The sequence below is a fragment of the Mycobacterium sp. 134 genome, from assembly GCF_048282715.1.
Classification (GTDB): domain Bacteria; phylum Actinomycetota; class Actinomycetes; order Mycobacteriales; family Mycobacteriaceae; genus Mycobacterium; species Mycobacterium septicum.
The window spans coordinates 5,221,891-5,244,540 of sequence record NZ_JBLVUN010000008.1 but is presented as its reverse complement, the minus strand read 5'-3'; the positions used below and the strand labels follow the sequence as shown (position 1 = coordinate 5,244,540).

The window sequence follows — 22,650 nt, the reverse complement described above, 5'->3', positions numbered from 1 at the left end:
GGGCATGGGAGACGTAACTACCGCGCGCGTCGACGCTGCGGCGTTGCAACAGGCGGCACGGCACTACGATGCCGTCGCCGAGATCGTCGATTCCGGCATCCGAATGCGCCTGCGATTCGACGGCGCGACGGCCGGACGGGCGCACACGGCCTCGGGTGAGTCGGTGCGGGGCGCGCTCGACGAGTGCATCGTGCCGCTGCGGCAATGGGCCCGCGCTGCGGGTGAGGTCGCCGCGGTGCTGCGGAGCACCACCGGCCGGTACGTCGCCGCGGATGCCGACGCGGCCACCCGGGTGGGTTGAGGCGTGGCCCAAACCGTGGATGCCGCAGCACGTTTGGATCGGGGTCAGCCCACGGTCGAGAATTTCGCCGAATTCGTCTGGGCCTGTGGGCTGCTGGGTTATCAGCATCCGGACCTCACCGCACACGTGGGCCAGGTGCACGACTGGTACGCCACCGAAGACGGCCTGGACCTCGCGACGCTGGACAGCGACTGTGCGGCCCTGGCGGCGGCCGCGGGCTCGGCCGAGCAGGCGCTGCGACTGCAGGACGATCAGCTCACGGCACTGACCCAGGCCTGGCAGGGAGCCGGCGCGCAGGCCGCGCATGATTTTCTGCTGCGCCACGGTGAGGCGGCGCAGCAGGCCGCTGCCGCTGTTCGGAGAGCGGCCGACACCATGGCCGCGTTGCGTGATCAGCTGTGCCGGGCCGTCGACAGCAAGGTCGCGGCCACCGAAGGCATCGCGACGCGCTGTGCGGCACAACGCGATACCTGGCTGGCCGCGGCCCGCACCGTGCGGACCGGGCTCGGAGATCGCGCCGCCGCCAGTGAACTGATCGATGCCCAGGTGAAACCGTTCGTCGACAACGACATCGGTGCGGACTGGGTGGCGGCGATGCGTTCGGTGACCACCGCGGTGGACGACGCCTACGGTGCCGCGATCACGGCGCTGACTGATCGCCCGGTTCCGGTGTTCGAGATCCCCGGTGATCTCGGACCGTCGTGGACGCCCCGCAGCGGTGCAGCGGTTTCGGTGGACCCGCCGATGAGCAGTGCCAGAACGGTTCCCGCCGGATTCGTGGCGCCCGTTGCCTCCGGCGCCGTGCCGGTGTCGGCCCCGGCAGCCGCGGCGGGCATGCCGCAGATGGGCCCGCAGACTGCCGCTGCAGCACCGCCTTTCGCGCCGGCGGCTGCCGATCCGATCCCGCCGTCGGCTCCACCGGTCACCAATCCTGCCGCACCTGATCCCGCAGCGGGATGGGGTTCGCCGCTCGGCAGTGGACTGTCCGGGGCCGGGTTGTCGGGAGAGGGATCCGGGTTGTCCGGGATCGGTCAACAACTCGCGGACTTGTTCGGCGGGTTGATCGGATCGACCTCGGACGGATCGCTGGGTCCGGAGACCGACGCTGCGCTGCCTGGGCAACTCGACATCCCGGAGACATCTGACGCGGCCGACGACGCCGACAATCTCGACAAATCGGACGACGACGAGGACGACCGCGAGTCGGACGACGACGAGGCGCCCACAGCCGAAGACGCTGGCACCGAAGAGGACACCGAAGAGGACACCGAAGAGAACACCGACACGGCCGCCGACGACCAAACGGTCGAGGAGGATTCGCCCGACGCGCCCGCGCCCGTTGACCCGGCCGCCGATGCCGTCGAATCGCAGCCCGTCGTCACGCCGCCGGTTGCCCCGACCCCGCCGGCCGAGCCATTGGTGGCACCCGCGGACAAGACACCGTGTGAGATCGCTGCCGACGCGCTGCCGCAGGTCGGCGGCTAGACGTCCGCGCCGAATCGGATTTCGATCCCTGCCAGTGGGACTTTCGGCGCCGGAGTGGACAGCTGAGTGTTAGACCTTGTTGTGACGTGAAGCACAGTCACCGCGAGATTTCGGAGGTGTTCTCGATGGCAATGGAATCCGAGTGCGAGGTGCGCGAGATCGAGGCCGAAGCGCCGCCGATGCGTTTCGCCCGTGGCTGGCACTGTCTCGGACTGACTCGCGACCTCGGTGACGGGGAACCGCACTCGATCAACGTCTTCGGTCAGAAGCTCGTCGTGTTCCGCAGCGGCGACGGCAAGATCAACGTGCTGGACGGATACTGCCGGCACATGGGCGGTGACCTGTCCCAAGGCCAGGTCAAGGGCAATGAGATCGCCTGCCCCTTCCACGACTGGCGGTGGGGCGGCGACGGACGCTGCAAGAGCGTGCCGTACGGCAAGCGCGCCCCCCGTCTGGCTCGGACCGTCACCTGGACGACCCTTGAGCAGGACGGGATGCTGTTCGTCTGGAACGATCCCGAGGGCAAACCCCCGCCCGCCGATGCGACGATTCCGCGCATCGAAGGCGCCTCCAGCGATGAGTGGACCGATTGGCATTGGTACACAACGGTGGTCAACGCCAACTGCCGTGAGTTGGTGGACAACGTGGTGGACATGGCGCACTTCTTTTACGTGCACGGATCGATGCCCACCTACTTCAAGAACATCTTCGAAGGCCACATCGCCACCCAGTACATGAACGCCGATACCCGTGCCGACCGTGACGATGTGGGTGGCTCGACGATGCTGGGCACCACATCGGTGGCGTCCTACTACGGACCGGCCTTCATGATCGACGACCTGACGTACCACTACCCCGACGCCGACCACTACAGCGTGCTGATCAACTGCCACTATCCGATCGACGCGAATTCGTTTGTCCTGCAATACGGCATCATCGTCAAGAAGGCCGAAGGGCTGTCCGCCGAGCTGGCCATGCAGAACGCCGTCGCGCTGGGCGACTGGGTCAAGATCGGCTTCGAACAAGACGTGGCGATCTGGAAAACCAAGGCGCGCATCGACAACCCACTGCTGTGTGAGGAAGACGGGCCGGTGTACCAGCTGCGCCGTTGGTACGAACAGTTCTACGTCGACGCCGGCGCGGTGGCCGCCGACATGGTCGACCGCTTCGAATACGAGGTCGACACCACGAGTGCTCAGCGCGCGTGGGCGCAGGAGATCGAAGACAACATCGCTGCCCGCGCCACCGCCCAATCCGTGCCATGACCGTCCGCCTCGACCCTCGTCTCGAAGAACTGCCGATGATGCCGGTGTCGTGCCGAAGCTGCGGCGCAGTCGTATTGGCCCGCAAGAGCAGTTGGCAGCAGACCAGCGTGCAATGGAATGCCGCAGCCTCCGGGCGGTGCCCTCAGCGTCGCGACGCCGAGGCGCTGGCCGGCCACGGTAGCCGCGGACTGTTCCTCGGCTGCGATGCGATGGCTGCTTCGGTCATGGCGGCCACCATCGAGGGGGGCCTGCGCCTGGCCGACGCGGATACCAGGTCTGACGCCCCGTCGATCAGGTGAGGATCGACGCGAGCCGGCTGATGCTGTCGCGGATCGCGTCCTCGCCCAGTGCGCCATATCCGATCACCAGGGCCGGCGGAGCTGAACCTGGGTCGGCCCAATTCCAGCGGGCACCGTCCAGACGCAGTCCCCGGTCCCGGGCGGTGGCGACGACGGTGTCCTCGTCCGAGTTGCCCGGCAGCCGAAGGTAGACGTGCAGGCCGGCGTCGATTCCCGTCGGCCGCGTCTGAGGCATCGACGCGCTGATCGCCGCGAGCATGGCGTCGCGTCGCCGGCGATACATCGGGCGCACCCGCCGCAGGTGGCGAGTCAGCCCGCCGGTACCGATGAACCGGGACAGGGCCAGTTGCTCGAGCGCGGAGTTGCCCATGTCGTCGTGCAGTTTTTCGGCCGCGACGGACTCCACCAGCCAGGGCGGCAGCGCCATCCAACCGAGTCGCAGGGCGGGAGTCAGCGTTTTGCTCACGCAGCCCGCATAGGCTACGCGATCCGGGTCGAGTCCTTGTAAGGCAGCGACAGGGCTTCTGTCATAACGGAATTCGGCGTCGTAGTCATCTTCGATGATCAGCGTATTCCGGTCGCGGGACCATTCGATCAGCGCTGCCCTGCGGTCCGCGGCGAGGACGACACCGGTCGGATACGAGTGGGCGGGAGTCACCAGCACGCCGTCGACGTCGAGTTCAGCCAATCTCGCAACTTCGAGCCCGTTCTCGTCGACCGGTACCGGCACCACGCGCAGCCCGGCGCGTGCGATGGCGTCGCGGTGAAATCCGAAACACGGGTCCTCCACGGCGAGGGTGCGGCATCCCCGCGCCCGCAGTGACCGGGCCAGCAACACGATCCCCTGAGTGAGACCCGATGTGACGATCATCCGGTCGGGTGTGGTCGCAACTCCGCGTACCCGGGCCAGGTAATCGGAGAGGGCTTCGCGCAGCGGGCGAGTTCCGAGCGGGCCGGGGTAGCCGAGCTGGGCGTTGGGCACCTCGGTGAGAGCGTTGCGGTAGTGCCGCAGCCATTCGGTACGCGGAAACAATGCGGCGTCCGGCAGGCCGCCGCCCAACGGCGCGGCCGGATCCCGCGCTCGACGTACGTGCGGAGATGGTTGTGGGGCAACCTGTTTGACCCTGGTTCCGGAACCTTGGCGTCCGGTCAGGTAGCCATCGGCGACCAGATGTTCGTAGGCGGCGACGACGACGCTGCGGGCCACGCCGAGCTGTGCTGCCAGCGCGCGGGACGGCGGTAGGAGTGAGCCCCCCGCGAGCCGGCCCTGCTGTATCCCCACGCGGAGTTGATGTTGCAACTGCATTGCGAGCCCGTCGCGCGACGACCGGTCCAGGGTGACCAGAAGATCCGGGGGAAATCCGGTATCAGCAAAATTGGTCTGCTGATCGCCTCCACAATTGGACCCTGACATATACCAATACTAGGAGCGATCGTGATGGCATGTCTTCGATCAACAACCTCGCCTCAGCCGTCGCCCGACCGCTGATCGTCTCCTGGATGCCGGGGCCCGCCTCCGCCGGCGACCGGCCTGTCGTCATCAGCGTGACCGAATACGCCGCGCATTCTCTCCGGCATCTGCCGGGCGTCGCCTACAACGGGATGCGGATGCGGGAAGGCTGGTATGCCATGCCTGGCGCGGTCGGCCTCTGGTTGTGGAGCATGCCCGCTTCGGGCCTCAGTGGGTCGATCTCGGTCTGGACCGATACCGAAGCACTGCAGCGGTTTATCGGGCTGCCGCACCACGTCGACGTCATGCGCCGCTACGGAGGCCGCGGCGACGTCCGGTCGACCACCTGGGAGGCCGACACGTTTGATCGGGCGGGCACCCTCGCGCGGGCCCGGGAATGGATCGGGCAGTAGTCGCGGCGGTTGGCGGGCGGCACCGTTGACAACTGACGTGGTCACCCCGGACCCCGTGTCTCTGCGTCAAGATGGTCCGATGAGCGCGCCCAAGACCGCCAGAACTGGACCGGGACGGCCCGCCGGTATCGACAGCGGCGATACCCGCCAACGGGTCATCGATGCAGCGTGTCGGTGTTTTGCGCAGTTCGGTTACGGACCCGCGACCAACAACCTGATCGCTGAGATGGCCGGCGTGACTGCGGGCTCGGTCTACTACCACTTCGGGACGAAGAACAAGTTGTTCGAGGCGGTCTGTGATGACGTCTACGGCAAGATCCTGGCCAGTGCCGCACCGGCCATGGCCGGGCCGCACTCGATGGACGAACTACTGCGGGCGGCGTTGACCGAATCGATGCGGATCAACCGCGAGTATCCCGAACTTGCCGGCTTCGTCGCGACTGCACCGATCGATGCCCGTCGGCACCAAGAGCTGGTCGCGGGTTACTCGAAGCAGGGCGCCCGGATGACCGACGCGCTGGCCCGGTCTGTCGTCGATGGTCAGCGGGCCGGCGGATCTCCGCAGAGTACGACCCGGTGCAGGTGGCGCGGGTGATCGGTGCGATTGTCGACGGCTTCGCACACGCGGCGGCCGTCACCGAACCAGGCGAGATGGCCGGCGTGAACCGGCTTTTCGAATCGTTGCTCCTGAATGCGGCACTCGGCAAGCGTCCGGCACCCACGACATCTGCCTGACAGCGGCGACCCTACTGGCCCACCGCCTTCTTGAGGTTGTCGCGCACCTGGGAGGCGGCGTGGCTGATGTCCTTGCGCGCCTTGGTGATTGCATCGCTCACCGGCTTCTTCCTGGTCGGGTTCGCGGTGCTCTTGGTCGTGGAACTGTCGGTGTCCGAGGATCGGACCATAGTGCGTCCGTTGCCGAAACTCGCCTGATTGTCGACCGCAGTGCGCACATTGCTTGAGGGGACCAGCGAACCGGCGATCTTCTCGGTTTCCTGCCGCGCGACGGTGGTCACCGATCCGATCGCACCCAGCTTCGCCAGCGACGGAGCAGTGGGACTCGTTGCGTCGTACGGGTCGACGTGGGCGTCGGCGGCGTCCGGGTCGCCGAACACGGCCTTCTGAACCTGCCTGGCCCCTTCCTGGAGGGCGGCACCGACGTCACCGCCCTCGGTGGCCGCGAGGATGGGTTCCTGGATGGCCGATACCGCCGAGGCGCGGACATATGCCCCTACCTGAAAAGCAGTGGCACCAAGCTTTTCCGACGAAAGCAGTAGTTGCTCGATGACCTCGGGGGCGCCCGCTTCGGTGAGGTTGGCGGCCACCTGGTTGACGGCTACGACCGTCGCGGGCAGGACGGCGCCGTCGACGATCTGGCGCAATGCGTAGTCATGGGCGTCGCTGGGGTTGCCGGTGGGCTCGACGTCGGCCGGAATGTAGAAGCCGGGGACGAATTCGTCGTAACCGAGCCCGAATTTGGTGTTCAGCGCCCCGGTCTAGATGGATTCCGAGGACTCCTGCGCCAGAAGGAGAATCGTGGGAATCCGGGTGGGCGACGCCACGGCCAAGAACGCGGTCACGAACGGAAGCACTGCCTCACCGACCACAGCGAGCGTGGCGCGATTGGCCGATTGCCCGATGCCGTCAGCAAGGATCTGGGCGTTCTCGGTGAGGAACATGACCGGGTCGGTCGGAGCGGCAGGGTTCCCCGATTGTCGGTTCGTCAGTGCGCCCGTCTGGTCGGCGGCGCGGATTGTGACCACCTGCAGACCCGGGGGAGGCGTTGAGGGAAAGGCGACGGACGCCACGCGCACGGCCCGCATGTCGATGCCCGCGGCGTCGGCATCCGACGGGGTTACGACCACCAGGCCCAACGCGACGATGCCTGCGCCTGCGACAGCACCACTGGTGCCGAGGTACGAACGAACCATCTCTCATCTCCCTTGGGGCGGTGTGACCCGTTGATGGTCACTTGTCCCAGGGGAGGTGATGTGAGTAGTCGGGTACTGCAATTTTGCAACCCGTCAAATTTTTTGACGGGTGCTACTGGGTGAGCGCGACGAGCTCCTCGCAGAACTTCACGGTCTCGGCGGTATCGGTGGCCAGCGGGTGCACCAGCATCGTGGTCACCCCGGCCTCGGCGTATGCGGCGAGCCGCTCTTTGACGAATCCCTTCGGCCCGACCAGCGACACGTTGCGCACCAGGTCGTCGGGGACGGCCGCGATGGCCTCGGCCTTCTTGCCCGCCAGGAACAGGTCCTGGATGTGGTCGGCGACCTCGCCGTAGCCGTACCGGGTGGCCAGCTTGTGGTAGAAGTTCTGCCCGCGTGCGCCCATGCCGCCGATGTACAGCGCCAGTTGGGGTTTCGCCCAGTTAAGCCGGTCATCGACGTCGTCGCCGATGGCCAGGCTGGCGCTGACCATGACGTCCAGCGGTCCCAGCGCCCGATCGCGCTTGGCGGCTCCGGCCCGCAGGGCGTCGCCCCAGACGTCGTCGGCCTTCTCCGGGAGGTAGAACACCGGTTGCCAGCCCTCGGCGATCTCGGCGGTCAGCTCCACGTTCTTGGGCCCCAGCGCCGCGATGGTGATCGGAATGCGCTCACGGACAGGGTGATTGATCAAGTGCAGCGATTTGCCCAGGCCGGTGCCGCGGTCGGCGGGCAGTGGCAGCTGGTAGTACTTGCCGTCGTAGTCCAGGTTCTCGCGGCGCCACACCTTGCGGCAGATCTCGACCACCTCACGGGTGCGGCCCAGCGGCGCGTCGAACGGCACGCCGTGGAAGCCCTCCATCACCTGCGGGCCAGAGGTGCCGATGCCGAGGCGGAACCTGCCGTCGGACACATAGTCGACCCCGGCCGCGGTCATGGCCATCAGGGCCGGCGTGCGGGTGTAGATCGGGACCACGCCGGTGCCGAGCTCCATGGTGGAGGTCTTGGCGGCCAGGTAGCCGAGCTGGCTGATCGCATCGTACGAGTACGCCTCGGCGACCAGGGCGATGTCGACGCCCACCTTCTCCAGTTCGACGACTTGGTCGGCAGCCTCTTTGAAGCCGCCGGCATAACTCAGGAAGATGCCAGTGCGCATCGCAGGAGTGTAGCAACCCAACCAGTTGGTTGGGTGCGGGGCCCGCCGTTGCTGGGGTGGTACGGAGATGTCGCGGTGGTCGCATCGTGTGCTGGCCGGCTTGTCCGCAGCCGGCATTGCGAAAGTCGGCAACCGCAATTAATCTCGCGGTCGTCGCGAAAAACGACCTCCTGACATCGAATTGGCAGTGCGGTCGCGTGCACGGCATTCCTGCGTGATCGCAGGATGCCCAGCGTCTCCGAAGTCCTCACCGCCGGTGAGGCTGTTTACAGGAGCGCAGGAATGACGAATTCAATCGCCATCGTCGGCGCCGGACTGGGAGGGCTTACGCTCGCCCGCGTGCTACGCACCCAGGGTGTGGCTGCGACGGTCTACGAAGCCGAGGCCGGCCCCGACGCCAGGGGGCAGGGCGGTCTCTTGGACATGCATCTCGACACCGGGCAGGTCGCTCTCAGGACCGCAGGTCTGTTCGACGCTTTTCTGCATCTGGTTCGCCCCGGTGAGGATGCCAAACGCATCGTTGACCGTGACGCCAACGTCCTGTTGGACCGCCCCGGTACGGATCGGGGGACCCGGCCCGAAGTGGACCGCGGTGAACTCCGAAGAATGCTGCTCGACTCGCTACCGGCCGGTACCGTCCGTTGGAACCACAAGGTCGTTGCCGTGACACCGAATGATGATGGGCGGCAGATCATCACGTTCGGCAGTGGGTCCTCGGCATGCGCTGATCTGATCGTGGGGGCTGACGGCGCTTGGTCGGTAGTCCGGCGACGTTTGTCCGGTGCGGAGCCCTCGTACACGGGCACGTGCTTCATCGAACTGCGTATCGACGGCGGACCACAGCATGCCGCGTGCGCCGAGGTCGTCGGACGCGGCACTCTCATCGCGGTCGCTTCTGGGCGAGGCATCCTCGTGCATCACAATCGCGATGGCACGCTCACCGGCTACGCCGCCGTGAATACGGCGCTGGACCGGCTCACTTCGATCGATCTAAGCGATACGACGAGTTTGTCGCGCTACTTCGCGGCGGAGTTCGACGGATGGTCGCCTCGACTGACCGGCCTTCTTGACGCGAATCGTGCCGAGCCGGTGCTGCGTCCCATCTACGTGCTTCCAGTCGAACACAGATGGAACCGGTTGCCGGGATTGACTTTGTTGGGTGACGCGGCCCATCTGATGTCACCTTTCGCGGGACAGGGAGCCAACCTGGCCATGTACGACGCGGCCGAACTCGGCCAAGCGATCGCGTCGCGGGCCGGGGACATCGAAGGTGCGCTCGCCTCGTACGAACGCGACCTGTTCTCGCGTAGCCTGGAATTCGCCCGGGAAAGTGCGCGCAACCTCGAATTGTTCTTCGGAGACGACGCGGCGCACAGCGTCGTGGAGATCTTCGGTCACGCCGTGGAGTGAAGTCGTCGGCGTGTTACGGATCCAGCGTGCCCGACCGCTACGACTGCTTGCGGGATGCCGCGTCGATCGCCGGCAGGTAGATGTCGTCGACCAGCTCGGCGACGGTGCTCGATTGGATCGGGTTGCGGGCGAACAGCAATTCATTGCGCATGAGTGCCAGGATGCTCAGCGCCACCCGGTCCGAAATCTCGGCAGGCCCTATCTCGCCTCGATCGCGCGCGGCTTCGAGTGCCCGGCGGATCGTGTGGTCGGTCTGCGCGGCCACCTTCGTCTGGAAAGTTTGCAGTGTGGCGTCGTCGGATTCGGCGATGAGACTGCGGTAGGTATCGATTCCGATTTCGTGCCACTGGTTGATCAGGGACTCGACCATGGTCACGATGTCGTCGCGAAGGTTCTGGGATGGCACTGCGGCGGGTGGCGTGCGAAGTGTTGGGAGGGCATCGGTGACCATCTGGGCACGAGAACTGTAGCGGCGATAGAGGACCGGTTTTCCGGTCTTCGCGCGGCGCGCTACGCCTTCGAACGTGACGCCGGAGTATCCGTGATCCAGCAGCTCAGCCCAGGTGGCATCACGGATCGCCGACATCAGCACCTCGTCCCGGCGCCGTGAAACGGGCTCGGGTTCTGCGGCCACCCTTCGATTAGGCACGTTGCGTATCTTAATGGGCCGCGCTACCATCTCGAATATAAGAAACGGTACGTATCTTATGGAGGTGGGAGTTCATGGCTGTCCGATTGCCAGATGTCGCTGATCTCGATCCCGCAGGGCGCGAGGTCTACGACTTGTTTCCGGCCAACCTGTCCCGGGGTTTGGCTATGACCAGCTCGAGCGCGAAGCCTTACCTGGCACTCGGCCTTTCCTTTCGTACGGGCGCCTTGTCGCCTGAAACGCGGGAGCTGGTGATCTTGCGAGTCGGCGCGGTGACACGCGCCGAGTACGAGATCCATCACCATGTGCGCGAGGCGCGCGAGGCTGGAATCTCGGATTCGACGATCGACCACGTGCTATCCGGGGCCACGTCGTTCGGGGACCGGCGTGTCGATGCGCTCATCGCATTCGTCGACGACCTGCTGACGCGGATCGAGGGCGGTGGTGTAGCTGGCACCGCGCGCATGCAGGAGTTCTACTCCGACAACGACATTGCCGAGATCACCCTGCTGACTGGGCACTACGTGATGACCGCACTGTTCATCAACACCATGGGCATCATGCCTGAAGATGACGACGCCGATTCCCCGAGCATTCTGGCCGAAGCCGCTGCCAAGTTGCACGAATAGCAAGCGAAGGATGGACGATGACAGGCGAAATTCCTTTTGAGGAAGGCTTGTTCGACCTCGGCGGCGGAGCGCATGTATTTCTCTCCGGTAACGAGGCGCTCGGCCTGGCCAATGCGGGTCTGGTGGTCAGCGCGGGTGAAGCACTGGTGATCGACACGCTCTACGACGTGCGACATGCGCGGGCAATGTGCGCGCAGATGGACGAGCTGACCGCGACCGCGCCGGTGCGGTACGTCTTCAACACCCACACCGATGGCGACCATTTCTTCGGCAACCAGGTGTTTTCCGCCGATACCGAGATCATCACCAGCGAGGCCGCAAGTGCGCTGATGACGCAGGAGCATGCCGACCTCACGGCGAAACTGCTTGGGACGGAGACCAAACCCGGCGGCGCCCTGCACGCACTGGAACCGCTGGGGCGACCCTTCGACTTCTCTGAGGTGCGGGTACGTGCCGCCGACACCACATTCACCGGCGAAAACTCGTTCCGCGTCGGCAAACTCGATGTCGAGCTCCACGAACTCGGGCCGGCGCACACCGTGGGCGACGCAATCGCCTATCTGCCCGAGTTGGGTGTGCTGTACGCGGGAGACCTGTTGACCCACAACCCTGTTGCGGTCACCTGGTCGGGTTCGATTCCGAACTGGATCAAAGCGCTGGAGCGTATCCGCGCCTTCGGAGCCCGGAAAGTCGTCGCAGGCCACGGCCCCGTACTCGTCGGGGATGAGATCAACGCGGCCATCGATCGCGGAATCCGATTCTGGTCGAACCTGCACACCGATGCGACGCGACTCTACGACCAAGGGGTGCCGGTGGCCGAGGCCGTGGCGCGAATGGACATCCAAAACTATCCGGAAGCCACCGCGACGCTGCCGATCATCGTCACCGCGATCTATCACGAACGTGACCCGAACATCCCGTATCTGGACCTCACCCAGGCGATCGAGTCCATCGCGTCGCAACTCACTCGGCACACAACCGGGCAGGAGTAGGAAATGCGTGCAATCGAACTCTCACTGACCGGCTTCGATGTCCGCCACGCGGGCAGCTGCCTCTTCGCCGCAGAGGCGTTGCAGGTCGACGGGCCCGGCGGCGAGCAGGGCGTCGATCCGTGTGTGTAGATCACCTGAGGTGAGACGGGCGTAGAGGTTGGCACCGGGGCAGGAGGTGTCTGCGAAGTCCCGGTGCCCGCCGAGGGTGCCGCTGGCCAGGTGGAACTGCTGGGCGGCCCAGGCGAATGCTGTTGCCGCACCGGTGAGTTGGGCGTCGGTGACGGGTTCCTGGTCGAAGTCGCCCTCGCATAGGACGAGGAAGTGTCCGGCTGGGTCGTAGTTGGTCGCGGTGTCGCCGGCGAGGTCGGGGGTGCGTAGCTCGTAGATGTTGCCGTTGCGGTCGACGCCGACGTGGTAGGCGATGTCGATCCATCCATGGTCATTCTGGTGGTAGCGCTGGTGCTGGCGTAATCGGCTTGGGGCAAATCGATTCTCGCCGAGAACAACAGCGCTGTGGTGCAACGTCATTCGCGTGATGGTGTGGGGACGTCCACCAGGTCGGGCCGGTGCCGCGCCCCACGCTTGCCGGCAGATCTGGGCAAGGGGCTGCCCGCTGGCCATCGGGGTGGCCGGGACCGGCGTGGCGTTCGTTGGCGGCGCAGCGGGCGCCGAGCTCGAACCGGCGTTCTCGGCGCAAGCGCCGAGCGTCGCGGCCAACCCGAGGCTGCCACCGATCTGCATCAGCCGCCGTCGACTCAGTGCGTCGAGCCGCGTCCCTGGTCCACGGCTGGGCTGCGTGTCCATCGTGGTCACGATACGTAGCTGCCCGTCCTGGCACGGGCGCTTCGAAGCAGCGTGCGTCAAACGCCCGTCAGAACACGGTCAAGTGCGGCCCGGCCTACGGGACCCCAGTGCGGCTTGCCGCCGGGGAGGCCCCTATCTCCGTTCTGCCCCATGAGCATCAGGAAGAGGCTTTTCATGGCGGCCAGCCCGCGGGCGCGCCGGATCGCCGCCTCATCTGCTTGTGCGTACCTGTCGAAGAACCGTGCGGCCGTGCCCGCCGGTAGCAGTACCCATGCGGCTGCGAGATCCCACGCGGGATCGCCGGCGAACAGGTCACCGAAGTCCACGATGCCCGAGAGCGTTCCGGCCGAGACGATGGCGTTGGCGGGATGGAGGTCGCCGTGCACCCACACCGGCGGGCCCTCCCATGCCTGGGCCGCCACGGCTTTGTTCCAGACAGTTCGGACGTCGGTGGCGATGTCTTCGGGAACAACGGCCTGGAAGAAGTTCTCGAAGCCGTCCGTGCAGTTCCTGGGATGGGCCCCGCGGTCTGTGGCGATCGGCGCCTCGGCGGGTGCCTCCACATGAAGCGCCCGCAGGAAGCCCGCGAGCGTGTCGGCCGCATGAGTGCCGCGGCTGATCGCTTTGTGGTCCAGCGGCTCGCCGGGAACCCACGTCATCACCGTCCAGTGCTTGGGGAAGCGGTCGGACGGTTCGCCGAACCGCACCGGGGTCGGCACCGGGAGCGGCAGACGCGGGGCCAACACAGGTAGCCACCGTCGCTCCTTGAGCTGGAGTTCCGGGGTTCGGTCCATGCGCTGCATGCGCACGGCCAACTCATCCCCAAGGCGCCACATTTGGTTGCCCCAGCCGCCCGCCACCTCGCGGATGGCCAGCCCTGCAAGGTCTGGATGTTGGTCCTGCAGCAGGTGGCGGACCAGATCTGCGGTGATCTCGATCTCGGGGTCGGTCACGCGAATTCAGTTTACGGACGCGCCGCGGCCGCCATTATGTGATCAACTGCTTGATTACACGAGCGGCCCGTCACTACGCTGCTGCAATGACAGTGACCGCCGGCGCGGTGACCCCGCTCCTCATCGACGGCCGGCTGGCGCCCGGCGGTGGCGGCGCATTCCCGACCATCAACCCGGCGACCGAGGAACTGCTCGGCACGGCCGCTGACGGTGACGCGGCCGACATGGACCGCGCCATCGATTCGGCGCGGGCCGCGTTCGACGAGACGGACTGGTCACGCGACGTCGCATTGCGGGTGCATTGCCTGCGGCAGTTGCGCGACGCGCTCAACGCCGACATCGAGCGACTGCGCGCCATCACCGTCGCGGAGGCCGGCGCGCCGCTGCGGCTGACCCAGAGCGGACATCTGCAGGGTCCGATCAACGACCTGGCGTTCCCCGCCGACACTGCCGAAAGGTACCCGTGGCGCGTCGATCTCGGGGTGGCGGAGCCGCTCGGAGTGCCGACGCGGCGCACGCTCGTGCGCGAGCCGTTCGGTGTCGTCGGGGCGATCACGCCGTGGAACTTTCCGCATCAGGTGACGTTCGCCAAGCTCGGGCCGGCGCTTGCGGCCGGAAACACGGTGGTGCTCAAACCGGCGCCCGATACCCCGTGGTGTGCGGCAGAGGTCGGTCGGATCATCGCGGAGCAGACCGACTTTCCACCGGGGGTCGTCAACATCGTCACGTCGTCCGATCACCGCCTCGGTGCCATGCTCGCCGAGGATCCGCGTGTCGACGCCGTCTCCTTCACCGGTTCCACCGCGACGGGCCGCTCGGTGATGGCGGCAGCCTCTCAAACCATCAAGAAGATCTTTCTCGAACTCGGCGGCAAGTCGGCGTTCGTCGTACTCGACGATGCCGACCTCGTTGCGGCCTGCACGAGGGCCGCATTCGCCGTGACGACCCATGCAGGTCAAGGTTGCGCGCTGACCACTCGCCTCGTGGTGCCCCGGAACCGGTACGACGAAGCGGTCACTGCTGCCGCTGAGGCGATGGCGCAGATTCCGTTCGGGGACCCAAGCGACCCGAATGTCCTTTGCGGACCGCTTATTTCGGCCAGGCAGCGAGACCGGGTGCAAGGCTATCTGGACCTGGCGCTCGAAGAAGGCGGCACGTTCGCCTGCGGTGGCGGCCGGCCCTCCGGCGCGGGTTTCTTCATCGAGCCGACGGTGATCAGCGGGTTGACCAACGATGCACGGGTGGCCCGGGAAGAGATCTTCGGACCGGTCCTGGTGGTGCTGGCCCACGACGGCGACGCCGACGCGGTGCGCATCGCCAACGATTCGCCCTACGGGCTGTCCGGCACCGTCTTCGGTGCGGACCCCGAACGAGTCTCCTGGATCGTGTCGCGGCTACGGACCGGGACGATCAATGTCAATGGCGGCCAGTGGTATTCGCCTGACGTGCCGTTCGGGGGATACAAGCAGTCAGGCATCGGCCGTGAGATGGGCCTGGCCGGCTTCGAAGAATACCTTGAGACCAAAGCGATTGCCGAGGCGGTGAATTGACTTTGCGCACCTCACTTGTCGTGCGCCGGCAGCACTGTCCCACGGATCAGTCGCTTGGCCGCGTCGGTGGTGGCCCGGTAGGCGTCAGGTGAGAGGTTGGCTGCCTGCGCGGTCAAGCCGCGGCTGAGCGCGTAGAGCGCGTCGGTCGCCCCGGCGGCGCCGGCGTCATCGGCCAACGCTCCCTGCCGCTGCGCGTCGCCGATGATCTCGCGAAAGATGTTGTGTAGCGCCTCGAATCCGGCGTCGGCACGAGCGTCCCCTCGGGGCAGCGCCGAGCCTTCCGCTCGCATTTCCTGCTCGAAAGCGGCGAGGTGGGGATACTCGCGCAACAATTCCTCGGATGCGTCGAGGACCGCATCGAGGCGGTCGATGACGTCGGTGCGGCTCTGGGCGGCGGCCCGCAGCCGGGGGAGGGTGATCTCCTGGATTCTGGTCACCGTGGCGTCCAGCAAGTCCGACTTGTTCGAAAAATAGTGGTACAGACTGCCGCTGGTCATCTCTGCGGTGCGGGCGATCTCGCGAATGGTCGCCTTCGAGTAGCCGACCTCGGCGACACATCGCATGGCGGCGGCGATGATTCGCTCCCGGGTCGCTTCGCCGCTGGCGCCCACCGGGCGGCCGAGCTGCGGAGAAGGCGCCGTCATGGGCCCAGCATATGTCGGCTGTCGAGCCGACGGGCCGTTCGACCGCGGCTCTGGTGCTGTTTGCGCGCTACCATCCGAAGGACGATCGGGCCTGCGTCTTGGAGCAGGGCCCAGACCGGAGGGAGCCGGCGATGGCGACACCCCAGTTGGGTCGCCCAGTCGGCGCGAACGGTGAAGAGACGCGCCGGCGGATCATCGCTGCGACGATGCACTGCGTGGCCGAGGTCGGCTACGCCAGGGCGACGATTCGGGAGATCGCCCGCAGCGCGGGAATCACGAGTGCGAACCTGTACAACTACTTTTCGACCAAGTCGGAGTTGATGGAGGCGGCGATCGCGGCTCGGGCCGACATCGCGCTTCCGCGGCTGCGGGGCGCAGCGCACACACCTGGCGATGCCATCGACCGGATCGATGCCGTGCTCGACGAGTCCGGTCGGTTGATGCGGGAGTATCCCGAGCTCGCCGCGTTCGAGTGGGCCATTCGCGGTCAGAGCGCCGTCGCCGTCTATCCGGACGGCGCGGGTGACGGCGGTTTCCGGGCTCTGCGCGACATCGTCAAAGGCATCGTCGACGATGCCTGTCGGGACCGTCCCGGGGGAGTGCAAGGCGATGCGACGGTAGAGGCGATCTATGCCCTGGTCTACGGCCTCACCGAGTTGGCCGCGACGCAGTCGCCGCAGACGTACCAGCGGGCACTGAACGCTGCCAAACAGATGATCCGCGGGACGCTCTTCTGCGAGCCCTGACGCTCCGCGAGCCCTCCGGCGTTCCGTTGATGTGATCAATTGATTGATTATATAGTCGGCTGGTGACCGACGCTGACGGCTCGAACATTGACGTCGATGAGTTGCGCCGGAAGTATGCGGCCGAGCGCCAGCGACGGCTGAGGCCCGATGGCATCGCCCAATACGTGGAGATAGCGGGCAGATTCGCCGGCTTCGGTGAAGACCCGTGGGCTGACCCGCACTTCACCCGAGAGCCGCTCGCCGACGACGTGGACGTGGCAATCGTCGGCGCCGGATTCGGTGGGCTGTTGATCGGAGCGCGGCTGCGCGAGCTCGGTGTCGAGAACGTGCGACTGATCGACAAGGCGGCCGACGTGGGCGGCACCTGGTACTGGAACCGGTATCCGGGTATCGCCTGCGACGTCGAGTCGTACGTGTACATGCCGCTGCTGGAGGAGCTCGGCTACGTTCCCACCGAGAAGTATTCGAAGGGCGCGGAGATCTTCGCGCACTGCCAGCGCATCGCTCGGCACTACGACCTGTACCGCAATGCGTGCCTGCAGACCGAGGTACGCGAAATCCGCTGGATGCCTGAGCAATCACGGTGGCTCATCACCACAAACCATGGCGACGCCATCAGGGCCAGGTTCGTGGCGATGGCCAACGGCTACCTGCAGAAGCCCAAGCTGCCGGGGATTCCGGGAATGGGGTCGTTCCGCGGGCACACGTTCCACACCAGCCGGTGGGACTACGGGTACACCGGCGCGCATCTGGAGAACCTGGCCGACAAGCGGGTCGGCATCGTCGGTACGGGCGCGACCGCGATCCAGTGCGTCCCGCGGCTGGCCGCCTCCGTCGGGCAGTTGTACGTCTTCCAGCGCACCCCCTCGACGGTCGACGTCCGTGCCAACCGGGCCACCGATCCGGAGTGGGCGGCCTCTCTGGAGCCTGGATGGCAACGGCGCCGCATCGAGAACTTTCAGATGCTCACCGCCGGTGGACAAGCCGACGAGGACCTGGTCGACGACGCGTGGACGAGCCTCACCAAGAAGCTGCCGATTGTGCGGCACGACGCGGACGGTGGTCCGAGCACCGCCGAGCTCGCGGACTTCGCCAAGATGGAAGAAATCCGGGCCCGGATCGATGCCGTCGTGACTGATTCCGCTACCGCGCAGGCGCTCAAGCCGTGGTACGGCTACTTCTGTAAACGCCCCTGCTTCCACGATGAGTACCTCCAGGCGTTCAATCGCGAGAACGTCGCCCTCGTCGACACCCGCGGCCGCGGTGTCCAGCAGATCGGCGAGCACGGCGTAGTCGTCGATGACGTCGAATATCCCTTGGACTGTTTGATTTTCGCGACCGGTTTCGAGGTGGGCACCGAGTACGCACGCCGCACCGGATTCGAGATCATCGGCCGTGACGGCCTGACGCTCACCGACAAGTGGGCCGACGGTGTGCGTACGTTCCACGGCTTACAGGTCAACGGCTTCCCGAACTGCTTCATCGAGAGCATCGCCCAATCGGGCTTCACGGTGAATTTTCCCTACCTCATCGACACCCAGTCCCGTCACATCGCGTGGACGATCGCCTGGGCGCTGCAGCACGACGCTGCCGTGATCGAAGCGACCGCCGACGCGGAATCGGCGTGGGTCGACACTGTGGTGGAGCGTTCCGATGTCATCGCCGGCCGGCGTGAGTCGTGCACGCCGGGGTACTACAACCGCGAGGGTCAGGCCGACGTGAGTTTACGTCAGGGCAGCTTCTTCTTCGGCAGTCCGATGGAATACGCGGACATCCTGGCTGCGTGGCGGACTGATGGAAACCTGGATGGCCTTGACATCGCCGGGGCGGCTATGCGATCCCGAAATCAATGACGCCCCTGATCAATTCGCCCTGGGCGAGGTCGGCGTAGGCATCGTTGATGTCGTCGAGGCGATAGCGCTTGGTGATCATCTCGTCCAGCTGCAGCAGCCCGGAATCGTACAGACCGGCCAGACGTGGGATGTCCGCCTTCGGATTGCACGAGCCGAAGATGGTGCCGCACAGGTTCTTGTTCATCAGGACGAGGTCCTGAAGGTTGAAATCCAACGGACGGGTGCCCGGTGCCGACATGGCGGTGAGTACACATGTCCCACCCTTGCGTGTGAGACTCAGCGCGTCGACGACGTCGGATTCGCCGATCTCCGATGGGGACACGACGACGCTGTCCGCCATCACCCCGCGGGTGAGCTCGCGAACCAGGTCGAACGCCTCGTCGGCGGTGGCCGCCACGTGGGTGGCGCCGAAGGTCAGTGCCGACTTCCGTTTGAAATCAACGGGATCGACGGCGACGATCGACGCGGCACCGTTGATGCGGGCGGCTTGGACGGCGGCGGTGCCGATCCCGCCGACGCCGATCACCACGACGGTGTCGCCGCCGCGCACGCCGCCCCGATTGGCGGCCGAGCCGTAACCGGTCGGCACCGCGCAGGCGAGAAGTGCGCTCGGGACCAGGGGGAGGTGTGGCTCGATCTTGACCAGGGAGGCCGCCGATACCACCGTGTGCTCGGCGAAAGCCCCGATCTTGGACACGTGGGCGAGGTTGCCGCCGTCGAGGGTGTGGTGGCGAAAGGTTCCATCCGTGGGCATGCCCGGCATCAGCGTTCCAGCCCCGGCATCGCAGATGTATTCCATACCGGTTGTGCACCATCGGCATTCGCCGCAAACAGCGACGAACGACGTCACCACGTGGTCGCCCGGGGCGAACCGGCTGACACCGTCGCCGACCTCGACCACCACGCCCGCGCCCTCGTGGCCGCCGATGCTCGGGGTCATCGGTGGGCGGAGGCCGCCGTTCTGCGGGGGAACCATGATGCCCCGACGGATGTGGTCGTCGGAGTGGCACAGCCCTGCGGCGGCGAGCTGCACCAGCACCTCGCCGGCCTTCGGGGGGTCGAGTTCGAACTCCTCCACCCGCCAGGGGCCGCCGTATTCGTAGACGATGGCGGCTCGACTCCTCATCGGCATCCGTCTCCGATCTATGTGACAGGTCAGGGTCGCGCAGAAAGTGCCGAATTAATGATCAGTTGATCATATCGACCGCCGGGCGGACTCAGGCCGTGTCACACGGACTGCATCACGGCTTGAGGAGAGCGACCACCTTGTCCTCGAGCGCGACCGGATCGGCGTTGGGGTCGGCCGGCTCGGTGTGCGGCAGGTCGCCCTCGGGATCGGAGAAATCGCGGTAGGTCTTGTCGCCGGCCAGCGTGGCCAGCAGGTATCCGGTGAGCAGGCCGCGAACGATCTTCTGGGTGTCCCGGTCGGCGCCGGGCAAGCCGATGAATCGGGCCAGCCGACGGCCCTCGACCAGCCCACCGGCCTGCGCCTTGCTCACCGTCCGCAGCGTCGCGCCCTCCCAGGCCCGGGCCAGCTCCACGGCGTTCGAGCGCAGCGTCATCGGGTCGCCAGGGGCGGTCAGCACCAGCCCGGGCACCTTCAGCGTCGACGCCGGTTGTTCGGCCGGCGGCTTGGTCACCGTCGGGAACAGTGACACCACGGCTTTCGGGCGGTGTGCGTCGCCGCCCATGCCTGCGGCGGCGAAGACGGCGGCGGACCCGCCGAAACCGTGTCCGACCACACCTCGCTTGCCCGGGTGCACGCTGATCTTGCCGGTCCCCAGCCGCACCCCGGTGATGATCTCGAGGGCCGCGCCCAGGTCGAAGGCGAAATTGAGCACCGACGGCGCCAGACTCGTCTCGGTGTTGGGGGCGGCCGCCACGATGCCCCAGGAGGCCAGGTGCTCCAGCGTGTGCGTGTAGTTGTCCGCCTGCGTCATCCACTCGTGGCCGAACACCACACCGGGCAGGTTCAAGCCGGACTCCGGCGTGTACACCACTCCCGGCATGCCGGCGAACGCCAGGTCACCACGCAGAACGCGATGCGGTCCGCGGCGGGTCAACCCTGCGAAGAGCTTCTTTGTGCTGGCCACGCGTTGACCGTAGCGCAGGGCCGCAGCGGCGCGTGAGCGCCAATTGAACCTGAGGCGCGCCCGGGTGCTTTCGCGGTGATATGCGTCAAACGCCGTCGCGCAGAATCGGGCCAGGGCTCCGACTGCACTACCCTGGGACCCTATGTGTGGAATCGTCGGCTACGTCGGGGCGCGCCCGGCCCGCGGCATCGTCGTCGACGCGCTGCGCCGGATGGAATACCGGGGTTACGACTCCGCGGGAATCGCGCTGATCGACGACAACGGCGGGTTGACGGTGCGTCGCCGCGCCGGACGCCTGGCCAACCTGGAGACCGCCCTCGCCGAGACCGACGACGGCGTGCTGACCGGCACGACCGGCCTCGGCCACACCCGGTGGGCCACCCACGGCCGGCCCACCGACCGCAACGCACACCCGCACCGCGACGCCGCGGGCAAGATCGCCGTCGTCCACAACGGCATCATCGAGAACTTCGCCGGCCTGCGCGCCGAGCTGGAAGCCGACGGGGTCGAGTTCGCCAGCGACACCGACTCCGAGGTGGCCGTCCACCTGGTGGCCCGTCAGTACGCCAACGGCGACACCGCCGGCGACTTCCCGGCGTCCGTCCTGGCCGTACTGCAGCGCCTGGAAGGCCACTTCACCCTGGTGTTCGCCAGCGCCGACGATCCGGGCACGATCGTGGCCGCTCGCCGGTCCACCCCGCTCGTCGTCGGCATCGGTGACAACGAGATGTTCGTCGGCTCAGACGTGGCGGCGTTCATCGAGCACACCCGGCACGCCGTGGAGCTCGGCCAGGACCAGGCGGTGGTGCTGACCGCCGACGGCTACCGGATCACCGACTTCTTCGGCCGGGACGATCTGCAGGCCGGTCGGGACTACCGGGAATTCCACATCGACTGGGATCTCGACGCCGCCGAAAAGGGTGGCTACGACTACTTCATGCTCAAGGAGATCGCCGAGCAGCCCGCCGCGGTCGCCGACACCCTGCTGGGGCATTTCGTCGACGGCCGCATCGTGCTCGACGAGCAGCGCCTGTCCGATCAGGAACTGCGCGAGATCGACAAGGTCTTCATCGTCGCCTGCGGCACCGCGTACCACTCGGGCCTGCTGGCCAAATACGCCATCGAGCACTGGACCCGGCTGCCGGTCGAGGTCGAACTCGCCAGCGAGTTCCGGTACCGCGACCCGGTGCTGGACCGCAGCACCTTGGTGATCGCCATCTCGCAGTCGGGCGAGACCGCTGACACGCTGGAAGCGGTGCGGCACGCCAAGACCCAGAAGGCCAAGGTACTGGCGATCTGCAACACCAACGGCAGCCAGATCCCGCGCGAGGCCGACGCGGTGCTCTACACCCGGGCCGGGCCGGAGATCGGCGTGGCCGCCACCAAGACGTTCCTGGCGCAGATCGCCGCGAACTACCTGGTCGGGCTGGCGCTGGCGCAGGCCCGCGGAACCAAGTACCCCGACGAGGTCGAGCGCGAGTACCACGAGCTGGAGGCCATGCCGGACATGGTCAGCCGGGTGCTGGCCGGCATCGAGCCGGTGGGGCAGTTGGCGCAGCGGTTCGCGACGTCGCCCACGGTGTTGTTCCTGGGTCGGCACGTCGGCTACCCGGTGGCGTTGGAAGGCGCGCTCAAGCTCAAGGAGCTGGCCTACATGCACGCCGAGGGCTTCGCCGCCGGTGAGCTCAAGCACGGTCCGATCGCCTTGATCGACGAGGACCTGCCGGTCATCGTGGTGATGCCGTCGCCCAAGAACGCGCAGATGCTGCATGCCAAGCTGCTGTCCAACATCCGCGAGATCCAGGCCCGCGGCGCGGTGACCATCGTGATCGCCGAGGAGGGTGACGACACGGTGCGGCCGTACGCCGATCACCTGATCGAGATCCCGGCGGTGTCAACGCTTTTCCAGCCGTTGCTGTCGACCATCCCGCTGCAGGTGTTCGCGGCCGGGGTGGCCCGGGCACGCGGGTACGACGTCGACAAGCCGCGCAACCTGGCCAAGTCCGTCACCGTCGAATAGCGCTCGCGGT

24 protein-coding genes are annotated in these 22,650 nt (G+C 66.6%); 14 read left to right on the top strand and 10 right to left on the bottom strand.

Features of this window, described 5'->3' with window-relative positions; translation table 11 throughout:
- Positions 1-4 precede the first annotated feature (4 nt).
- From ACNQVK_RS29875 to ACNQVK_RS29860, 4 genes are all read left to right on the top strand, one after another.
- On the top strand, positions 5-301 hold the full coding sequence (locus tag ACNQVK_RS29875) for a type VII secretion target (protein WP_418032415.1): 297 nt from the start codon (positions 5-7) through the stop codon (positions 299-301).
- A gap of 3 nt (positions 302-304) precedes the next feature.
- Positions 305-1,786, top strand: coding sequence for a hypothetical protein (locus ACNQVK_RS29870; RefSeq protein ID WP_418032414.1), 1,482 nt, complete (start codon positions 305-307; stop codon positions 1,784-1,786).
- Positions 1,787-1,911: 125 nt separating this feature from the next.
- Positions 1,912-3,051 (top strand): Rieske 2Fe-2S domain-containing protein, encoded by a 1,140-nt coding sequence (locus ACNQVK_RS29865; RefSeq protein WP_418032413.1) that lies wholly within the window; start codon positions 1,912-1,914, stop codon positions 3,049-3,051.
- Entirely contained in the window at positions 3,039-3,350 is a 312-nt protein-coding gene (locus ACNQVK_RS29860) for a ferredoxin (protein ID WP_418034422.1), read from the top strand. Before ACNQVK_RS29865 ends, ACNQVK_RS29860 begins: the two co-directional genes overlap by 13 nt.
- Here ACNQVK_RS29860 and ACNQVK_RS29855 read toward each other — a convergent pair.
- Positions 3,343-4,764, bottom strand: a complete 1,422-nt coding sequence (locus ACNQVK_RS29855; RefSeq protein ID WP_418032412.1) for a PLP-dependent aminotransferase family protein — start codon at positions 4,762-4,764, stop codon at positions 3,343-3,345. The two genes, ACNQVK_RS29860 and ACNQVK_RS29855, sit on opposite strands and share 8 nt — an antisense overlap.
- 29 nt (positions 4,765-4,793) lie before the next feature.
- On the opposite strand from ACNQVK_RS29855, the gene ACNQVK_RS29850 reads away from it, so the two are divergent.
- The 3 genes from ACNQVK_RS29850 to ACNQVK_RS29840 all read left to right on the top strand — a co-directional run bounded on the left by ACNQVK_RS29850 (position 4,794) and on the right by ACNQVK_RS29840 (position 5,948).
- A complete protein-coding gene (locus ACNQVK_RS29850) occupies positions 4,794-5,213 on the top strand; it encodes a hypothetical protein (protein ID WP_418032411.1) in 420 nt (139 codons plus the stop codon).
- Between the two features lie 79 nt (positions 5,214-5,292).
- Positions 5,293-5,808, top strand: coding sequence for a TetR/AcrR family transcriptional regulator (locus ACNQVK_RS29845; RefSeq protein ID WP_418032410.1), 516 nt, complete (start codon positions 5,293-5,295; stop codon positions 5,806-5,808).
- Positions 5,805-5,948 carry a hypothetical protein gene (locus ACNQVK_RS29840; RefSeq protein WP_418032409.1) on the top strand — a complete coding sequence of 48 codons (144 nt, stop codon included), beginning with the start codon at positions 5,805-5,807 and terminating at the stop codon, positions 5,946-5,948. The genes ACNQVK_RS29845 and ACNQVK_RS29840 overlap by 4 nt, the downstream gene beginning before the upstream one ends.
- 11 nt (positions 5,949-5,959) lie before the next feature.
- On the opposite strand, the gene ACNQVK_RS29835 is transcribed toward ACNQVK_RS29840, so the two are convergent.
- The 3 genes from ACNQVK_RS29835 to ACNQVK_RS29825 all read right to left on the bottom strand — a co-directional run bounded on the left by ACNQVK_RS29835 (position 5,960) and on the right by ACNQVK_RS29825 (position 8,297).
- Positions 5,960-6,595 carry a hypothetical protein gene (locus ACNQVK_RS29835; protein WP_418032408.1) on the bottom strand — a complete coding sequence of 212 codons (636 nt, stop codon included), beginning with the start codon at positions 6,593-6,595 and terminating at the stop codon, positions 5,960-5,962.
- A 114-nt stretch (positions 6,596-6,709) separates the two neighbouring features.
- Positions 6,710-7,144, bottom strand: coding sequence for a hypothetical protein (locus ACNQVK_RS29830; protein WP_418032407.1), 435 nt, complete (start codon positions 7,142-7,144; stop codon positions 6,710-6,712).
- 112 nt (positions 7,145-7,256) lie between these two features.
- The gene (locus tag ACNQVK_RS29825; protein WP_418032406.1) at positions 7,257-8,297 is read right to left on the bottom strand and encodes an LLM class F420-dependent oxidoreductase; all 1,041 of its coding nucleotides are present in this window, start codon (positions 8,295-8,297) and stop codon (positions 7,257-7,259) included.
- 282 nt (positions 8,298-8,579) lie between these two features.
- Between ACNQVK_RS29825 and ACNQVK_RS29820 the strand changes: the two genes are divergently transcribed.
- The gene (locus ACNQVK_RS29820; protein WP_418032405.1) at positions 8,580-9,707 is read left to right on the top strand and encodes an FAD-dependent oxidoreductase; all 1,128 of its coding nucleotides are present in this window, start codon (positions 8,580-8,582) and stop codon (positions 9,705-9,707) included.
- Between the two features lie 37 nt (positions 9,708-9,744).
- Here the strand turns inward: ACNQVK_RS29820 and ACNQVK_RS29815 are convergent, their stop codons facing one another.
- Positions 9,745-10,293 carry a TetR/AcrR family transcriptional regulator gene (locus tag ACNQVK_RS29815; protein ID WP_418034420.1) on the bottom strand — a complete coding sequence of 183 codons (549 nt, stop codon included), beginning with the start codon at positions 10,291-10,293 and terminating at the stop codon, positions 9,745-9,747.
- A gap of 137 nt (positions 10,294-10,430) precedes the next feature.
- Between ACNQVK_RS29815 and ACNQVK_RS29810 the strand changes: the two genes are divergently transcribed.
- On the top strand, positions 10,431-10,985 hold the full coding sequence (locus ACNQVK_RS29810) for a carboxymuconolactone decarboxylase family protein (RefSeq protein WP_418032404.1): 555 nt from the start codon (positions 10,431-10,433) through the stop codon (positions 10,983-10,985).
- Between the two features lie 17 nt (positions 10,986-11,002).
- Entirely contained in the window at positions 11,003-11,977 is a 975-nt protein-coding gene (locus tag ACNQVK_RS29805; protein WP_418032403.1) for an MBL fold metallo-hydrolase, read from the top strand.
- A 21-nt stretch (positions 11,978-11,998) separates the two neighbouring features.
- Here the strand turns inward: ACNQVK_RS29805 and ACNQVK_RS29800 are convergent, their stop codons facing one another.
- Complete coding sequence (locus ACNQVK_RS29800; RefSeq protein WP_418032402.1) at positions 11,999-12,781, bottom strand: peptidoglycan recognition family protein; 783 nt, start codon at positions 12,779-12,781, stop codon at positions 11,999-12,001.
- Between the two features lie 56 nt (positions 12,782-12,837).
- The gene (locus tag ACNQVK_RS29795) at positions 12,838-13,734 is read right to left on the bottom strand and encodes an aminoglycoside phosphotransferase family protein (RefSeq protein WP_418032401.1); all 897 of its coding nucleotides are present in this window, start codon (positions 13,732-13,734) and stop codon (positions 12,838-12,840) included.
- Positions 13,735-13,820: 86 nt separating this feature from the next.
- On the opposite strand from ACNQVK_RS29795, the gene ACNQVK_RS29790 reads away from it, so the two are divergent.
- Complete coding sequence (locus tag ACNQVK_RS29790) at positions 13,821-15,284, top strand: aldehyde dehydrogenase (RefSeq protein ID WP_418032400.1); 1,464 nt, start codon at positions 13,821-13,823, stop codon at positions 15,282-15,284.
- Between the two features lie 11 nt (positions 15,285-15,295).
- On the opposite strand, the gene ACNQVK_RS29785 is transcribed toward ACNQVK_RS29790, so the two are convergent.
- Entirely contained in the window at positions 15,296-15,928 is a 633-nt protein-coding gene (locus ACNQVK_RS29785) for a TetR/AcrR family transcriptional regulator (RefSeq protein ID WP_418032399.1), read from the bottom strand.
- Between the two features lie 131 nt (positions 15,929-16,059).
- On the opposite strand from ACNQVK_RS29785, the gene ACNQVK_RS29780 reads away from it, so the two are divergent.
- Together ACNQVK_RS29780 and ACNQVK_RS29775 are read left to right on the top strand one after the other, a co-directional pair.
- Positions 16,060-16,674 (top strand): TetR/AcrR family transcriptional regulator, encoded by a 615-nt coding sequence (locus tag ACNQVK_RS29780; RefSeq protein WP_418032398.1) that lies wholly within the window; start codon positions 16,060-16,062, stop codon positions 16,672-16,674.
- Positions 16,675-16,736: 62 nt separating this feature from the next.
- A complete protein-coding gene (locus tag ACNQVK_RS29775; RefSeq protein WP_418032397.1) occupies positions 16,737-18,527 on the top strand; it encodes a flavin-containing monooxygenase in 1,791 nt (596 codons plus the stop codon).
- Here ACNQVK_RS29775 and ACNQVK_RS29770 read toward each other — a convergent pair.
- Together ACNQVK_RS29770 and ACNQVK_RS29765 are read right to left on the bottom strand one after the other, a co-directional pair.
- A complete protein-coding gene (locus ACNQVK_RS29770; protein ID WP_418032396.1) occupies positions 18,505-19,653 on the bottom strand; it encodes an NDMA-dependent alcohol dehydrogenase in 1,149 nt (382 codons plus the stop codon). The two genes, ACNQVK_RS29775 and ACNQVK_RS29770, sit on opposite strands and share 23 nt — an antisense overlap.
- A 115-nt stretch (positions 19,654-19,768) precedes the next feature.
- Entirely contained in the window at positions 19,769-20,620 is an 852-nt protein-coding gene (locus ACNQVK_RS29765; protein WP_418032395.1) for a dienelactone hydrolase family protein, read from the bottom strand.
- 142 nt (positions 20,621-20,762) lie between these two features.
- On the opposite strand from ACNQVK_RS29765, the gene glmS reads away from it, so the two are divergent.
- Positions 20,763-22,640, top strand: a complete 1,878-nt coding sequence (gene glmS / locus ACNQVK_RS29760; RefSeq protein ID WP_418032394.1) for a glutamine--fructose-6-phosphate transaminase (isomerizing) — start codon at positions 20,763-20,765, stop codon at positions 22,638-22,640.
- The last annotated feature ends 10 nt before the right edge of the window (positions 22,641-22,650 follow it).

Coding starts and splice junctions, on each gene's coding strand:
- ACNQVK_RS29770 (WP_418032396.1), bottom strand. CDS start 19,653: ATGAGGAGTCGAGCCGCCATCGTCTACGAATACGGCGGCCCCTGGCGG.
- ACNQVK_RS29790 (WP_418032400.1), top strand. CDS start 13,821: ATGACAGTGACCGCCGGCGCGGTGACCCCGCTCCTCATCGACGGCCGG.
- ACNQVK_RS29815 (WP_418034420.1), bottom strand. CDS start 10,293: ATGTCGGCGATCCGTGATGCCACCTGGGCTGAGCTGCTGGATCACGGA.
- ACNQVK_RS29850 (WP_418032411.1), top strand. CDS start 4,794: ATGTCTTCGATCAACAACCTCGCCTCAGCCGTCGCCCGACCGCTGATC.
- glmS (WP_418032394.1), top strand. CDS start 20,763: ATGTGTGGAATCGTCGGCTACGTCGGGGCGCGCCCGGCCCGCGGCATC.
- ACNQVK_RS29805 (WP_418032403.1), top strand. CDS start 11,003: ATGACAGGCGAAATTCCTTTTGAGGAAGGCTTGTTCGACCTCGGCGGC.
- ACNQVK_RS29855 (WP_418032412.1), bottom strand. CDS start 4,764: ATGTCAGGGTCCAATTGTGGAGGCGATCAGCAGACCAATTTTGCTGAT.
- ACNQVK_RS29830 (WP_418032407.1), bottom strand. CDS start 7,144: ATGGTTCGTTCGTACCTCGGCACCAGTGGTGCTGTCGCAGGCGCAGGC.
- ACNQVK_RS29865 (WP_418032413.1), top strand. CDS start 1,912: ATGGCAATGGAATCCGAGTGCGAGGTGCGCGAGATCGAGGCCGAAGCG.
- ACNQVK_RS29820 (WP_418032405.1), top strand. CDS start 8,580: ATGACGAATTCAATCGCCATCGTCGGCGCCGGACTGGGAGGGCTTACG.
- ACNQVK_RS29825 (WP_418032406.1), bottom strand. CDS start 8,297: ATGCGCACTGGCATCTTCCTGAGTTATGCCGGCGGCTTCAAAGAGGCT.
- ACNQVK_RS29800 (WP_418032402.1), bottom strand. CDS start 12,781: ATGGACACGCAGCCCAGCCGTGGACCAGGGACGCGGCTCGACGCACTG.
- ACNQVK_RS29810 (WP_418032404.1), top strand. CDS start 10,431: ATGGCTGTCCGATTGCCAGATGTCGCTGATCTCGATCCCGCAGGGCGC.
- ACNQVK_RS29845 (WP_418032410.1), top strand. CDS start 5,293: ATGAGCGCGCCCAAGACCGCCAGAACTGGACCGGGACGGCCCGCCGGT.
- ACNQVK_RS29785 (WP_418032399.1), bottom strand. CDS start 15,928: ATGACGGCGCCTTCTCCGCAGCTCGGCCGCCCGGTGGGCGCCAGCGGC.
- ACNQVK_RS29875 (WP_418032415.1), top strand. CDS start 5: ATGGGAGACGTAACTACCGCGCGCGTCGACGCTGCGGCGTTGCAACAG.
- ACNQVK_RS29780 (WP_418032398.1), top strand. CDS start 16,060: ATGGCGACACCCCAGTTGGGTCGCCCAGTCGGCGCGAACGGTGAAGAG.